8 protein-coding genes and 1 other RNA gene are annotated in these 16007 nt (G+C 67.8%); 7 read left to right on the top strand and 2 right to left on the bottom strand.

What is annotated here, in order from left to right; all coding sequences use genetic code 11:
* Positions 1-8: 8 nt before the first annotated feature.
* Complete coding sequence (locus ACFVWW_RS28405; RefSeq protein ID WP_386877411.1) at positions 9-7298, bottom strand: polymorphic toxin-type HINT domain-containing protein; 7290 nt, start codon at positions 7296-7298, stop codon at positions 9-11.
* A 520-nt stretch (positions 7299-7818) separates the two neighbouring features.
* Between ACFVWW_RS28405 and ACFVWW_RS28400 the strand changes: the two genes are divergently transcribed.
* From ACFVWW_RS28400 to ACFVWW_RS28385, 4 genes are all read left to right on the top strand, one after another.
* Positions 7819-11286: a DNRLRE domain-containing protein gene (locus ACFVWW_RS28400; RefSeq protein ID WP_386877412.1), complete on the top strand. Its 3468-nt coding sequence runs from the start codon at positions 7819-7821 to the stop codon at positions 11284-11286.
* A 331-nt stretch (positions 11287-11617) separates the two neighbouring features.
* Positions 11618-11794 (top strand): hypothetical protein, encoded by a 177-nt coding sequence (locus tag ACFVWW_RS28395; RefSeq protein ID WP_384190129.1) that lies wholly within the window; start codon positions 11618-11620, stop codon positions 11792-11794.
* A gap of 160 nt (positions 11795-11954) precedes the next feature.
* Entirely contained in the window at positions 11955-12305 is a 351-nt protein-coding gene (locus ACFVWW_RS28390; RefSeq protein ID WP_386877413.1) for a type II toxin-antitoxin system Phd/YefM family antitoxin, read from the top strand.
* Positions 12302-12871 carry a Fic/DOC family protein gene (locus ACFVWW_RS28385; protein WP_384190132.1) on the top strand — a complete coding sequence of 190 codons (570 nt, stop codon included), beginning with the start codon at positions 12302-12304 and terminating at the stop codon, positions 12869-12871. Before ACFVWW_RS28390 ends, ACFVWW_RS28385 begins: the two co-directional genes overlap by 4 nt.
* Before the next feature lie 339 nt (positions 12872-13210).
* On the opposite strand, the gene rnpB is transcribed toward ACFVWW_RS28385, so the two are convergent.
* Positions 13211-13611, bottom strand: an RNA gene (gene rnpB, locus ACFVWW_RS28380) — RNase P RNA component class A.
* Between the two features lie 123 nt (positions 13612-13734).
* Here rnpB and ACFVWW_RS28375 point away from each other — a divergent pair.
* The 3 genes from ACFVWW_RS28375 to yaaA are packed head-to-tail and all read left to right on the top strand — an operon-like array spanning position 13735 to position 15928.
* Entirely contained in the window at positions 13735-14469 is a 735-nt protein-coding gene (locus ACFVWW_RS28375) for a MerR family transcriptional regulator (protein ID WP_386877414.1), read from the top strand.
* Positions 14466-15110 carry a hypothetical protein gene (locus ACFVWW_RS28370; RefSeq protein ID WP_386877415.1) on the top strand — a complete coding sequence of 215 codons (645 nt, stop codon included), beginning with the start codon at positions 14466-14468 and terminating at the stop codon, positions 15108-15110. Before ACFVWW_RS28375 ends, ACFVWW_RS28370 begins: the two co-directional genes overlap by 4 nt.
* Positions 15111-15121: 11 nt before the next feature.
* Positions 15122-15928: a peroxide stress protein YaaA gene (gene yaaA, locus ACFVWW_RS28365; protein WP_384331838.1), complete on the top strand. Its 807-nt coding sequence runs from the start codon at positions 15122-15124 to the stop codon at positions 15926-15928.
* The last annotated feature ends 79 nt before the right edge of the window (positions 15929-16007 follow it).

Genomic DNA, 16007 nt, shown 5'->3' with positions numbered 1-16007 from the left:
AGCCCTTCTTATCCGAAAATCGATTTAATTACCCCTCGCAGGGCAGCCCTTGCCGCTGGCCGACTAGCCGGATCGGCGAACGGGATTGAATAGGTCAACTGTACATCGCCAGGAAGCGAAGGAAGAACAGCGCGCTTCCCGCCGGGCCCTTGACACCTTGGGCACATTCCGTACTCGGTATACATCTCAGCAATGTTGCTTCCACCCCCTGCTTGTTGCAGAAGGTACTCTTCAGCGTGACCCGCATCATCAGAGTGAGCCGCGAGGATATTTCCATTTCGGAGCCTCGCCGCCCCGTACAAATTTCCCCGGTTATTGTCAAGCAGGCGCTGGAACGCCGTAGCGCGACTCAGCTCAGTTGAACCGTGCTCGACTTGCTGTCCAACGTCGCCACAGGTGTTATGGACGAGGACCGGCACCGACCCGGCGAGTACATAGTACGTGTGGAGTTTGGCGACGCTGAAGTTGTAGGTGCGGACGTGGGCCTTGTAGGCGCGGTTGCCGGCGATCTTGGCGGTGGTGCCGTTGGGGGTGCTGAGGGTCGTGCCCGGCTTGAGATCGGCGGCGTTGACCCAGGCGTTTTCCTTGGGCACCCAGAAGGGGTGCTCTGCTGTGGCAGTTATTTTCTCCTTTCCGTCGGCGGTGGTGATGGTGAGCTCGTTGAGCTCTTTGTCGCCTTCGGACGGAAGCAGTTCGGTGACGGGCTGGGCGCTTGTCTCGCCGGTCGTCGGGTTGGTGGCGAGGACCTCGTCGCCGACTTCGATGTCCTCGATGTTCTTCGAGGTGCCGTCGGCGAGGAGGACCGGGGTGCCGGCCAGGAAGCACCTTGGCCCCTGTTTGGCTCCACCAATTTTGCTGAGGATCTTGGAGCCGACGGCTTTGACACCCTTGGCGGCGACCTTGGCCACGGCCCCGCCGACGACCGAGGCCACCGCTCCTACGGCGGCTCCCTTGCCGGCGGCGGAGGCGTAGCCGCCGAGGCTGTGGTCGGCTTTCGGGTTGAGAGCGTTGCCGACCGCTCCGGCGGCCGCGCCGGCGATGGCTCCGCAGGCCGCTCCGACGGCCACGGCGCCTACTCCCGCAGTGGCCGCGCCTGCCCCAACAGCCACGGCGCCGCAGGTCACACCGACGACGACCTCGGTGACGATGGTGATGACCTCGGAGTGTTTCTGCATCCAGCCCTTGGCTTTGCACCACCAGTCGCAGGGGGCGGGCTTGGTCACCGTGACGGTCTTGGTGATGGTGTAGGTGACCGTGGCCGTAGTGCCTTGGGAGGGTGGCGCAGGCGAGGACGCCCCGCCTCCGCCGTAGTGCTGGGAAGGGTTCGCGGACCCGGTGCCGCAGATTTCCCCCGGGCAGAGCCCCGTCGGGTCGCTCGTGCTGATAGGGCTGTTGCCCGCGTAGGCGTAGCCGTTCATCTGGAGCGGTTGGGTGATGTCGATGACCGGGTCGGCGGAGAGGAACCGGCCGGCTGCCTGATCGTATTCGCGGGCCCCGATGTGGGTGAGGCCCGTGGCGGCGTCGTCTATGCCGACGCCGAGATAGCTGCGCTTGTTCGGCCAGGTCGACGGCTTGGGGCCGCGGGCCTCGCCGTACGGCTTGAAGGCGCGTCGGGTGACGGTCTGGGTGCCGCCGAGTTCGACGGTCGTGTTGGCGGTGCCGAGCTGGTCGGTGATGAGGACGTTGAGTTTGTGGCCCGTGCTCGCGCCGTTGGTGGCGGTGCGGACGACGGGCGGGGCACCGTCCTGGGCGTACGCGCGGGAGGCGCGGGTGATCTTGCCGGTGGAGTCGGTGGTCAGCTCGGTCTCGCCCAGGTACAGCGTGGAACCTGTGGGTGAGTTCTCCAGGATGCGATTGCCGTCGGCGTCGTAGATGTAGTGCGTCTTGACGCCGTCGTCGGTGATCGTGTCGAGCTTGTTCTCCGCGCTCCAGTCCAGTTTCTGGGTGGTGGTGGCGAGGTCTCTGACGGTGGTGTTGCCGACCGCGTCGTTCGTGTAGACGCTGCCTTGCCCGGCGGGGGTGGAGCTGATCGCGGAAAGCGTGTGCGGCTGGGTGAGGCCCTTGCCGGCCACCTGGCGGCCATATCCGTACGTGTAGGTGACGTTCTTGGCGGCGTCAGCGGTGTTGTGTTCAGTGAGGGTGGCGCGGTTGCCGATCCAGTCGAAGGTGAAGGACTGGCGGTAGGCGGTGGCGCCGGTGGAGACCGTCCCGGTGCTCGGAGCGGCGGCGGCCAGCGAGGCGGTCAGTCCCGCATCGGGGCTGGTGGTGTCAGCAGCCGCGTCGGTGGCGTCGGCGACCGGGCCGCTGGAGGGCTCGCCGTCGGTGCGGTAGCCCCAGGCGCTGCCGCTCGACGAGCGGCAGCCGGTTCCCGAGTTGTTGGGGGTGATGTTCGAGGTCCAGGCGTGGACCAGTTCGCCCAACGCGTCATAGGTGTAGCACTGGTTGTCCCAGGTGGAGCCGGTGGCGTCGGTGAGCTTGCGGGCGTTGGAGGTGACGGTGCCCGCGGTGTTGTAGGAGTAGTAGCTGTCGGAGATCCGGTGACTGGCCGCTGTCTCACCGTCGGTCACGGTGCGCTGAAGGCTTCCGGAGTGCTGGTCTACGAAGTTGGTCGTCCACACCCGGGAGGGCTGCGATCCGCTGACGGTGCGCAGTGCTTCGCCGTAGGGGGAGTAGGTGACGTCGGAGGTGTACCAGCTGAGGCCGGAGGTGGATTCCGCCAGGCCGTCGGCGTCATAGCGGGTGACGACCTTTTCGCGCGCCAAGCCGCCCTTGGCCGGGAGTGTCACCGACAGCGGCTTCCCCGTGGGGGTGTAGGCATAGGAATAGGCATAGGTACCGGACAACCCGGCGGTCATCGCGTGGGCGGGGATGACCGATTCACGGCCGGTGGGCCGGTAGTCGCTGTCGTAGCCGGTGATCCGGTTGATGTAGTCGCCCGATGCGTCGTGACGGATCGAGGCGACGGGCAGGCCGACCGCGCCGGGCAGGCTGTCGTAGGTGAATTCCTTGACCGGCGCGGCGGTGGCGGAGCCCTCGCGGACCGCGGCGGGGCGGCTCAGCTGGTCATAGTCGGTGTAGACGGCCTTGCCGAGCGCGTCGGTGGTTCTGATCGCGCGGTCGGCGTCGTCGTAACCGATCGTGGATGTACCGGTGTCGGGGTCGGTCGAATCCGTCAGGCGGCCGCGGACGTCGTACGCGTAGGTCCAGATGTTGCCGGCCGGGTCTGTGACCTTGCTGCGGTTGCCCCGCGCGTCGTAGGCGTAATCCGTCGTCCGCCAGGTCCCGGTGCCTTCGGGGGTGGTGTAGTGCCGGACCGAGGTGACCCGGCCCAGCGCGTCGGTGTAGCTCTTGGTGGCCGGGGCGGTGGAGCCGGGCGGGTCGACGTATACGGAGGTGTCGCTGTAAGAGGTGTACGTGGCGTACTTGTAGTCGCCCCCGTAGTAGACCGATGCGCGGACGGTACGTTCCAGACCGTCGTACCGTGTCCTGGTCTTGTTCGGTACCAGAGAGTCGGATATACGGGCGAACAGCTTGGTTTCCGGATCGCCCTTGGCGAGGTAGCCGCTGGTCTGCTCCCAGACCAGGCCGTGGTCGTCGTACTTGGTGTCGGTAATGATCCGGCCCGCCCCATGGGCCTCACTCTGGGTCTGCACCTCGCGCATCAGGCCGTCGTAGAGCGTGACCTGGCGGTCGTAGCCGCCGTCGTCCTTGAGGGTTTTCACCGTGATGGCGGCCGGCGTGGTCTCGTCGTCCGTCGCGATGGCCGTCCGGTAGGAGATCTCGGTGTCCGGGGACTTCCCGCCCGATGAGCGGGACGGAGACCAGCCCTTGATCAGGCGGCCGAGCGCGTCGTATTCGGTACGGGTGACCCGGCCGTTGGTGTCGGTGACGGTCAGGGGCAGGGCACGGCCTGGATCGTAGACGGTGAGGGAGGTATGGCCCTTGGGATTGATGGTCTTGACCGAGGTGACCGGTCCGCCGGTGTCATCGGGGGTATAGACCGTTTCGGACGTACCGGTCAGTGGCGCGGTGACCTTCCTGACACGGCCCAGAGGGTCGTACGTGGTGGTGGTCACCACGGAGTGGGATGTGCCCTCGCCGTTGATGTCCGCCACCGAGGTCTCGAGCCCCTTGGTCGGGGCGACGCCCCATGCCTGGCCGTCGTAGGAGGTACGCACCGAGCTGAGCAGTTGCGTGCGCGTGTCCGCGGTGTCAAAGCCGGAACAGGGCGTAGCGGTGGAGCGGGCTTCCTTGGTCTTCCCGATGATCCAGTCGGCGGTGTTGTGGAGGTACGACGACCGCATGCAGACCTGGTTGCTGAGGGTCTCGCCGGTGCCATTGGGTTTGACGACCGACATCTCCAGCTGGGTGGGCAGCCCGTACGTGTCGTCCACCGTGGTCTCGGTGCGGACCGCCTGCCAGCTGGTGTCGACCGTCTGGATGGCGTCGGAGCGTGCCACCCAGGTGCGGTGGGCGAGCAGAGCGTCGAGATCGGTGCCGTCCTCGGCCTCACGGGCACGGGAGGCAGTCTGCTTGGACTTGGGGAAGGTCAGGGCACGCTTGAGCAGACGGCCCTCGGAGTGCTCGTAGGTGAGGGTCTCCGCGGCCATGCCGGCGAACTGCAACGCGTCATCCGCGACGAGTTCCACCGCCCCTTTGGAGTCCTTCACCGCGCCGCCCGTGCCCTGGAAGAAGCGGGTGACGGAGTAGGACTGGGATTCGGGGTCGCCCTGCTGGGAGCTGGACTTGCTGCCCTTGGTGGTGGCGACCTGCCGGTAACCGCGCCACACGCTGTAGGTGCGCAGCGAGGGGCGGCCGAACTCGTCGTCGGTCTTGTCCCAGGCCGGGGAGGAATACGTGTACGAGGTCACGACCGGCTTGCTGTGCGTGGTGACCCTGTCCGTCTCGATGACCGAATCGACGACGTACTTGTTGAACCACGCCTTCGCTGGGGTCTTCTCCTCGCCGTCGGGGGACCAGCGCACCGGGTAGCAGGTGGTGTTGTCCTTGCCCCTGTCTGTGGAGGGCTCGGCGGAGCAGCCGCCGGTGTACTCCACCTCGATGTCGCCCCCGTTCTCGGTGGCGACCGTGCCGATGCGAGGGCGGGTGAAGCCGGGACGCTTGTCGTCGGCGCCGGACGGCACGAGGTTGGGCAGCTGGCGGTCCTTCAGCCTCGCTCTCAGCGGCGAAGAGGAACCGACCGTGTAGTGGGCGAAGCTGACCCCGTCCTTGGACTGGAGGGTTCCTGTCGTGTCGCCGGGGGCGAAGCCCCGACGCGTCAGGGAGTTGAGCCACAGGCCGGGTGATGTGTCGTACCAGTCGGCGGGGAAGGACTGGTGAAGGGTGTAGGTATCAACCTTGCCCAGCCCGGTCTGGCCGGCGCGGGCGGCCTTCGTCGTTACCGTGTCCAGGCGCAGCTGGGTCCAGAACGACGGGAAGGTGGGGCACAGTTTGGAGGTGGACTTGCAGTTGAGGTTGCCGGGGGTGTCCCACCAGGGGCGGTAGGCGCCGGGGTCGTCGGTCTTGGCGAAGTTCGCCGCGTCGCAGGCGGATTCATCCTTCAGGCAGCGCTGCTTGACCCCGAAGTCGACGGTGGCCGACGGCTTGGTCAGATCGGCACGCATGCCGTACTCGATGGAGAGGGGGTAGGCGGCCCGGTCGTAGCTCTCCGGCGACTTGAACTTTTCGTTGACCGAGTAGTAGTTGGTCTCCTGTTTCCAGTTGACGACCATCGCGTTGCCATGGACGTCAACAACTTTGTCCATGCCCCACTGCCACGCCTGCTGCTCACCCGCGCCGCAGCGGGAGCCGGCGAAATCGGCTGTGTGGCAGGGCTCACCGGTGTGGTTGCCGTACACGGGAACGGTGGAGACCGAACCGGTGTTCGCATGGCCGCCGCCGACGGCGTTCAGGCCGTAGAAGTACGTCGTGCCGTCGGCGGTGGTGACTATCCAGTGCTCGCCGTTGTTGTCGTCATTGGAGGCGCCGGTCTTCAGTTCGACGCGGGTGCCGTCGTCATTCTGCGGACGGTATACGTCGGTCGTGCCCACCCGGACCAGCTCGGTGGTCCTGCCGTTCAGTGACATCACCGCGTTGTACGAGACCCAGCACAGATCTGACGTCTTGTCCTTCTTGGCGGTGTTGTTCGGCGTCCCTGCCTTGAGAGTCTTGGTGTCGTCCTTGCAGGAGCGGTAGCGCCGCTCGATGTGGCCGGGCTCGTAGTTCCACCCCTCGCCGATCCACGACGCCTGCGGCGACGAGACAGCCGTCCTGCCGTCCACCTCCTGCGAGTCGTACTCGAAAGAAATGTTGGGGGACGGGCCGGCGGGGGCCGGGGGAACAGTCAGTGGGTAGGACCAGGAGAAGGAGCCGGAGGAGCCACCGGCCGCCCATTTTCCGCTGGATGCCAGTGGGGTCGCCTTGAATGAACCACCACTGCCCGCACCGGAGTCGGTAACGCCCAGGACCGCGGTGTCGCCACCAGCCGCTGCCGCCGCCCGGCTGCCGTATCCGGCCCGCAGGACGGCCGGGCCGCTGCCGTCCTGAGTCGACGGTGCGGAGGCGGGGGTGACCGTGCCGTCCGCGGCCGGATCCACCGTCGCGGTGACCGTCGCGGAGCTGGTGTCGTTGGCTGTCTCCAGCTCCTCGTACGCCTGGCATTCCTCAACATCGGGCGTGGTCAGATAGCACTCGGGAAATTGCACAAAGCGCAGACGCGAGGCCCAGTCCGCGCCGTAGAGATTCTTGAACTTCTCGTAGTCGAACCGCACCGACACCGGCACCGCTCCGGTGGGCGGAGCCTGCACTGTGACCACCGCACCGTCCACGCCCTGTGCCACCGTCTCCGGCCGCCCGGCGACCGTGACCTGCCAGGTACCGGTCGGCGCCGCCTGTCCCTGAGCCTGCCCCAGACTCACCGGCAGGTTCTCGACCGGAGTGGTGGCCGCCTGTACCGCACCGCCCGTACGCGCGGACGCCGGCGTCATGCCCGAATCGAAGTTGATCACGCCGGTCTCGGCGCGCGGGACGGTGGTCGTGCCCGCCGGAGCCTGGCCGAGATCCTCCGGCGTTTCGGTCTTCAGACTGTCGAGGTTCTTGTTGACGTTCCTGCCCGACACGGGCTGGTCCTGGGCGAGTTTCTCCAGGACGAGTCCTTCGCGACCGGCCTTGCCTGGATCAGGCGGGATGGCCAGCGCCTGCGTGGGCAGCAGCGTCACCAGCAGGGCGAGGCCCAGGGCGGGCACCACGGTGTGGCGGACACGGCGTCGGCGACGGCGAGTTTCAGACAGACGAGACACGCCAGGATCCCCCCGGACCAGTGAGCGCGGAACCAGGGTGGGCCGCACGGGACGTCATACAAGAACGCGCTGATTCTGTGGGGGACTTGTGAGGGAAGGCTAGAGAAATCATGACCAAGTGATCATGGTCACGTCACAGAACGCGCCAATTGATCACTAGAGTTGAGGAAGCATCGCCTACACAATGAGATGGGGCCAACACGGCATGTCGGGAAGCAAAAGGATCTAGCGCCCGCACAGATCCTTTGACCCCCAATTCTCCCCAGCGGATGGGCGAATTCGGCCGTTTCTGCCGCTCCGTCAGAGACCGAAGGGTCGCTGCGAGGGCGTCGGGAGTGAGGAGATCCCCCCGGACGTCGTCCCACGCCGGAGCTCCCGGGGGCTCTCACAGGGTGACGACCGGCTACTCATGGGTCATGATCTGCTCGCTCGTCCCGTGTGCTGAGGCCCGCGCGGCGGGCTTCGTATCTCCGGTTGGCGATTCGCCGTGTGCCGGGGCCGAAGGGGAGGGGTCTCACTCATGTCACCACGCCGGAACCGCCTGCCGGGCCAGCGCACCATCGCCATGGCCTGCGCGGCCGCCATCGCCGCGACCGGACTGACCTACGCCGGGCTACGGCTCACCGATACCGCGCCGGATGCCAAGTCACCGGCGCCGTCAGCTGCTTCGGCGGTGAGCGAGGCCGATGCCATTGCCCGGGCGGCGAAGACCGGCAAACCCGTGGAAGCGACCTCCCTGCGTACGCCCGAGTCCACCACCTGGGCACGCCCCGACGGCCTGATGTCCCGCCAGATCCACGTCTCACCGATCCGCGCCAAGGTCGACGGCGCATGGAAACCCATCGATCGGTCGCTGCACCGCACCGACCGAGGCTGGGAGCCCAGGGCAACCAACACCGGAATGGTGTTCTCCGCCGGGTCGACGGACGACGGAAACCGCGGCAAACGCGCGTCGCGCTCCACGCCCCGCCGTGTCTCGCTCCTCAAGGGCGTGGCCGCGGAAGCGGGCGAGGCCGCGAGCACGCTGGTCACTCTGCACTCCGACGGTCACGACATCCAGCTCACCTGGCCCGGTCCCATCCCGCAGCCGGTCATCGACACCAACCGGGCACTGTACCCAGAGATCATCCCTGGTGCGGATCTCGTGCTCACCGCGGACGACGACGGCTTCGCCCAGCTCCTCGTGGTGAAGAACCGCGCGGCCGCCGCCGATCCCCGCGTCGCCCAGCTCTCCTACGGTCTGACCTCGCCCACCCTCACGTTCCGGCTCGACCCGGCGTCCGACATCGTCAGCGCCGAGAACGCCTACGGCGACGAAGTAGCGATGTCACCCTCCCCGGTGATGTGGGACAACGCCGGCGCTCCGGCCGTCACCGACGGTGGGGTCGGAGCCAGCTCACAGCCCACCGCACCCGAGGACCTCCCGTCGGAGAGCGCGAGTCCTGACGAGACGCCCTCGACCGCGCCAAATTCCGACGCCGATGCCGAGTCCGACGAGCAGAGCGACCCGTACGCCGAGGTGCTGCCGTCCGCCAGCGACGAATCCGTCCCGCCTGCTCCCGAATCGCCGCTGCCTTCGGCACCCGCCGAGCCGACCCCCGCGCCCTCACAGTCAGGTGCGGCCGCCACCCTCTCCCTGCCCGCGCTCGACGGCCCGTCCCCCGACTCCCACGGGGCACTGGTCGACGCCGACCTCTCGGGCACCAACTGGATCATCACCCCGGACGCGGACCTGCTGTCCGACCCCTCAACCGTCTTCCCGGTCTTCATCGACCCCTCGGTCAAGAAGCACATCCAGAACTGGACCACCGTCTACAACCGCTACCCCAAGGCCACTTTCTACAACGGCAAAGGCTTCAACAAGGGCGGAACCCACGAGGCGCGGGTCGGCTTCGAATCCGATACCTGGGGTACCTCACGCTCCTTCTTCAACATCGACTTCGACAAGTCCCTGAAGGGCGCGGTCATCACCAACGCCAAGCTGCACGTGCTGGAGACCTACTCCTGGTCATGCAGCGACCGGGCCATGAGCGTGCACCTCACGGACAGCATCGACTCCAAGACCAACTGGAAGAACGCCCCCCAGCTCCATAACGGCAACAAGATCACCACGAGGAGCTTCGCGCACGGCTACAAATCCGGCTGCCGCGACGCGTACGAGGTGTTCGATGTCAAGAAGGCAGCCCAGAAGGCCGCGGACAAGGGTGTCGACACCATCACCTTCGGCATGCGCGCCGTGAACGAGGATTCCCAGTACTCCTGGAAAAAGTTCACCGCCAACGGCGACAACGCACCCGTCCTCGAACTCGTTTACAACCGCCGCCCCGACGCCCCCACCTCCCTCGACCTCGGGCCCGAGGCCAAATGCACCACCACCGAGCCGTACGTCCGGATGGGCGCGGGAGAAATCACCTTCACTGCCTCGGCCGCCGACAAGGACAAGAACCTCGACTACCTCGACTTCGACCTGTGGCCCACCGGTAAGTGGGACACCATCGGGGATCTGCTCAAAACCACCGGCAAGAAGTCCGTGGGCGGAAACCGCAGCAGTGCCCGCGTCACTACCGACGCCTTCTCCACCAGCAAACTGACCAACAACACGCTGTACTCATGGCGCGTGAGGTCCTTCGACGACGCGGGCTCCAGCTCCGGCTACTCCCCGAAGACAACACCCTGCCGGTTCATCCTGGACACCGCCGCACCCAAGCCCCCCAAGGTCTCCTCCACCGACTTCCCCAACGCCGACGGCAGCGAGAACGGCTTCAGCACCCAGCCCGAGGACGCCATCTGGAGCACCCTCAAATTCGGCACCGCCGGCTCCTTCACCGTCCGCGCCCTGAACACCGACGTCGTGCGCTACGAGTACGGCTTCAACTCCCCCTCCTACTCGTTCTCCCTGCCCCGCACCTCCGGCACCGCGACCACGACCAGCGCCACGATCGCCAACGCCAAACCGCCGACCGCCGGCCCCAACGTGCTGTACGTACGGACCGTCGACGGTGCCGGCAACGCCTCCGACCCGACCAAATACTTCTTCTACGTCACCCCGCGCGACCAGGCCGACGCCCCTGGCGACTTCACCGGTGACGGAATGCCCGATCTTCTGACCGTCACCGAGGGCGGCAACCTCTCGCTCTATCCCTCGCAGGCGACGACCAACGACCTCACCAAGGGCAGTGGTGACCTGGACTTCGCCATGTCCGGCGCCTACCGCGACAACCCCGATAAAGATCCCAACGGAGACGACCTCCCCGCCTACACCGCCGCCCCCTCCGGACACTTCGACGGCGCACTGATCACCCACAATGGAGACATCTACGGCGGCGACGGGCTTCAGGACCTCGTTGCCCGCGTCGACGGCAAACTGTGGGTCTACCCCGGCGACGGCTACGGCGCCGTGAACATCGACAAGCGCCGCGAGATCCTGCTCCCGGCCGAAGCCCCCGACCCCAGCACCTTCAGCCAGATCGTTTCCGCAGGTGACGCGACTGGCGACAGCAAAGCCGACTTCTTCGTCACCGTCGGCGACGCGCTGTGGGTCCTCACCGGCTACAACGGCGCGACCATCGAACAGGCCACGCGACTCTCCTCCAGCTCATGGACCGAACGGGACATCGTCACCGCCCAGGACATCACCGGCGACGGCGTCACCGATCTGCTCTACCGAACCGACGTGACCGGACGGCTGCTGCTCCGAACCGGCATCAAGGCAGCATCCGGCGGTGTCGACTTCAACACACTGGCTGCGGCGGCGAATTCAGCGGGAGGACTCGACACCCCGTACGGAGCTTCCGGATGGTCGAGCACCGCCGTCCCGCACATCCTGGGCACCCCCGACACCAACGGCGACTCCATCCCCGACATCTGGACCGTCCCGTCCAACGGATCCGTACGCCTCTATCTCGGCAGCAGGACCGCGCTCTCCGGCAACGGCAGCGAAATCATCGGAACCTACAGCTGGTGGAAGACTCGGCAGACCATCGGCTGACCTCAGCCTCAGCCTGCCGGCCGAGAAGAGGAACGGGTGCGGTTCCATCTGGGGGAACCGCACCCCTCGATGAAGGTCGCAGAGCCCCTGCCCTGGCGGAACACCAGGGCAGGGGCTCTTCTCTCGTGAGCGGCAGACGAGTCGGGCTGTACGCCGGGGAGAGTCACCGCAACGCTATGACCTGCACAAACGTGCAGGTCGGGCGTTTCCGTGGCTACCTTGATGGCTACGTAAGGAGGCGCTCCGCGCTGGAACGGTCCGGACGGGGGCTTAGTCGTTCTCGGAGAGGCCGGTTCTGGTATCCACCGAGGCGGACGACATCACCGCCGACATGGTGATCACCGAACTCAACCGGCGCGATGTGCTGGTGGTCCGGTTCAACCCCGCCGGCATCGGCGAGGACCTCGCGGTCTCGGCTCGGTTCGTTTCGGCACCTGCCCGGTCCCTTGGCCGGCTCCGCTTCCAGCACGGCGGATTGTGCCTCGCTCAGCTGTGGCGGCAAGGCTGAACCCGCCGTCCGGATGCTGACCCGTAACTCCTTCGCGATCACCGAGCTCGGCTCACCCGGGGCGACCCCTTACCTCCAGGGCCGCCCCGGGCGGGACACTCACCAGAATCCGTACTAGAATCTGTACAGAATCAAGCCTCTGTATGGGTACGGTGACAGCATGGAGATCCCTGAGGTCGTGACCGTCAGCGACGCGCGCGCGAGACTGTCGCGGATCCTGACCGACCTGTCGGAGTCGGGCGCGGATGCCGACCCGGTCCTGATCGGCGCCCACCGCAAGCCCCAGGGCGTCCTCCTGTCCGTCGAGGCCTTCGAGGCGCTGAGCGGCCGAGCGGCACGACGTGCGGCCGTCGCCTCGGCCACCGGCTCCATCGAGGCCGAGGGGCTCAAGGCTTCCAAGGCCTCCGACCGCGACACCGAGGCGTACGTGAATGGCGACCTCGACGCGGACACCCTTGTCGCCCGCGCGATCGCCCGCCACCGACAGACTTCGGAGCGGCGGGCAGGGTGAACGATCCGTACGCCATGCCCAACGGCGTGCTGCGCAACAAGCTCGGCATCACCGACAATCAGCTGCTCGCGGCAGCGGAGGCGGACATCACCCGGGCTCGCCTCGTCATGCTCGCCGAACGCCCCCTACCCGGCGCATACGACCTCGGCCATCTCCAAGCGTTCCATGCCGCGATTTTCGGTGACATCTATCCGTGGGCAGGCGAGTTACGCACCGTGAACATCGCCAAGCGCACACCGTTCTGCCCGGCGAGAAACCTGGTGGCCTACGCCGGAGAGGTCTTCGGTCGTCTCGCCTCCTCCGGTCATCTGCGGAATCTCCCCCGGCAGGAATTCGTCATCCAACTGGCCACGTTCTACGGCGACCTGAACATCCTCCACCCGTTCCGCGAGGGCAACGGCCGTGCCCAGCGGGCGTTCCTTGCCCAACTCAGCGCCGACGCGGGATACGCCCTGAACTGGTCGGGCATGGACCCTCAACGCAACGAGGACGCCTCGGTGAAGAGCTTCCTCGGTGACAACAATCTGTTGGAGCAGCTGCTCGACGAGCTCGTCACCACGAACTGACGCCCGTCACTCCGGCTGGCAAGGATCCTCGGAACAGGGCATCGCCCCTCGGCAACTGAACCGCCCCGGGTTCGGTAGAGACAGGCCGATCGTCGATTCCATCAGGGCGTTGTCGTAGGCGTCGCCGATCGATCCGATCGATGCGGCAATCCCCGCCCGGTCCAGATGCTCCGGGCCTCGTGTGCCCCTCCGCTTCAGGGACCTCTCAGGGACTTTCAGCCCTGTCCGAGGGACTTCCGAGAGACGTTTCGCCGCCTGACGCGGCAAGCCCCTGAAAGATCGGAAGGGGCCTCCGACACAGGTCAGAGGCCCTTTCCAAGGCAAAGCCGCAGGTGGCGGCAGACGAGTCGGGCTGTACGCCGGGTTCTGTCGCCCGGGCGCCTCGCGGCGGCCGGGGAGACGGCCATCCATCTAGGACCGGCGTTGCCGCCGGTCTCGTGCGGTCTACCCGCGGACTCGGGCGGGCAGCCCTCGGTCGTCCGCGCAGGGCCATCAGCCGATGGCCCTTCTTGACCTTGCTCCGGGTGGGGTTTACCTAGCCGTCCGAGTCACCTCGGACGCTGGTGGTCTCTTACACCACCGTTTCACCCTTACCGGGGACCGAGGTCCCCGGCGGTCTGTTTTCTGTGGCACTGTCCCGCGGGTCACCCCGGGTGGGCGTTACCCACCACCCTGCCCTGTGGAGCCCGGACGTTCCTCGGCAAGATCGAAGATCTTGACGCGGCCGTCCGCCCGGCTCGTCTGCCGTGTCGGTCATTCTACCCGCGCGGGCCGGGTTCCTGGCCACGCCCCAAGATCGGCCGGCGGCTCGGCCGGGGATCGGGGCTTGACCTTGCCGCTGCGTCAGGGTCTGTACTGGGTCCATGCGGATCGGAGAGATCGCCGCGCTCGTCGGGCTCACCTCGCGAGCGGTACGGCACTACCACCACCGGGGCCTGCTGCCCGAGCCCACGCGGCGGGCCAACGGCTATCGCCACTACTCGGTACGGGACGCCGTCCTGCTCGCCAGGATCAGGCGGCTGACCGAGCTGGGGCTCGGTCTCGACGAGGTGCGGGACGTGCTCGCCGACGACGCGGGACGCGAACTCGCCGAGGTGCTCGACGAGCTGGACGCCGATCTGGCCCGGCAGGAGGCGGAGATCGGCGCCCGGCGTCGCAGGCTCGCCGAGCTGAGGGAGAGCCCGCCGTCCGCCGAGGCGCCGGTCTCCCCCGCGTTGAGCCGGCTGCTGGGTTCCCTCCCCGTCACCGACTCGCCGACGGCCGCCAAGGACCGCGAGTTGCTGACCCTGATCGACACCACCGGCGACGGCGACCGGATCTACGCCGCGCTGCGCCCGCTGACGCGGGACATGGACATACTCGCCCTCTACCGGCGGCTGGACGAACTCGTCGACGCGGCAGCCGGCGACCCCCGGACCGCGCCCCTCGCCCAGGAGCTGGCGGCGGCCGTGCCGGCCGAGGTGCTGGCCGCGCTCCCGACGGAAGGACGGCCGGTGGCGGCGGGGCTCGGTGCGGCGCTGCTCGCCGACTTCCCCCCGGCGCAGGCCGAGGTCGTACGACAGATGCTGGAAGCACTGACAGAGCGGGGACCGGCATGAAGCGCACCGTACGCGGACTGATCGCCCACGAGATGCGGGCCCCGGGCAGCCTCGGGCGGTGGGTGGCCGGCCGCCGGCACGGGGTACGGGAGGGCGATCACGCGGCTCCGTACACCGGCCCGCAGACGGCGATGATGTACGGGCTGCTCTTCGTCGCCGTCGTCGAGACGGTCGCGCTGGCCGTGCTGATCCCGTGGCCGCTGGTGCACGGGATCGTGCTGGTGCTGGACGCGTACACGGTGCTGATGGTGCTGGCCCTGCACGCGGGCTGTGTGACCCGGCCCCATGTGGTGGGCGCGGACGGGTCGTTGAGGATCCGCTACGGCGCGCTCTTCGACCTGCGTATCGCCGGGGCGACGATCGCCGCCGTACGGGTGGAACGCCGCTACCCGGACGGCGGGCTGATCCGGTTCGACCCGGCCGACGACGGGATCCTGGATCTTGTGGTGGGCAGTCAGACGACCGTACGGGTGGAGCTGACCGCGCCCGTCACGTTCGTACGGCCCCTGGGGCGGCGCGGGCGGGCCCGGGTGATCCGGTTCCACGCGGACGAGCCGGAGGCGCTGGTGCGGGCGTTCGCGCGGGCGCGCGGTCACCTACCCTGGCGCGGGGACCGCACCCCCGCCCCGCCGCTTCCCTGAGGAGAACCACCGTGCTCGTGCTGTTGCCGCCGTCGGAAGGAAAGGCCGCTTCCGGGCGCGGCACTCCGCTGAAGCCGGAGTCCCTCTCCCTGCCGGGGCTGGCCGGGGCCAGGGCCGCCGTGCTGGACGAGCTCGTCGAGCTGTGCGCGGCCGACGAGGAGAAGGCCCGCGAGGTACTGGGCCTGAGCGAGGGGCTGCGCGGCGAGGTCGCGAAGAACGTGGACCTGCGGACGGCGGGCACGCGTCCGGCCGGGGAGATCTACACCGGTGTGCTGTACGACGCGCTGGACCTGGCCACCCTGGACACCGCCGCGAAGCGCCGCGCCGGAAAGTCGCTGCTGGTCTTCTCCGGGCTGTGGGGCGCGGTACGGGTGGGCGACCGGATCCCCTCGTACCGCTGCTCGATGGGGGTCAGGCTGCCGGGACTCGGCGCGCTGGGCGCGTACTGGCGTACGCCGATGGAGTCGGCCCTGCCGGAGGCGGCGGGCACCGGGCTCGTGCTGGACCTGCGCTCGTCCGCGTACGCGGCGGCATGGAAGCCGAAGGGTGAGCTCGCGGGGCGTACGGCGACGGTGCGGGTGCTGCACGCGCGGATCGACCCCGCGACCGGAGCGGAGAAGCGCTCGGTGGTGAGCCACTTCAACAAGGCGACGAAGGGCCGGCTGGTACGGGATCTGCTGACGGCGGGCGTCAAGCCGAAGAACCCGGCGGAGCTGGTGGAGGCGCTGCGGGCGCTGGGGTACGTGGTGGAGGCGGCGGCACCGGCCAAGGACAGCCGGCCATGGGCGCTTGATGTGGTGGTCACGGAGATCCACTGAGCGCCGTCGCACGCCCCATCACATGCCCGATCGCACGCCTCATTGCACCCTGCGCAACGCTCATTGCGCACAGTGGCGC

It is taken from the genome of Streptomyces sp. NPDC058198 (assembly GCF_042882605.1).
Taxonomy (GTDB): Bacteria; Actinomycetota; Actinomycetes; order Streptomycetales; family Streptomycetaceae; genus Streptomyces.
This window is presented reverse-complemented; position numbering and strand designations above follow the sequence as displayed.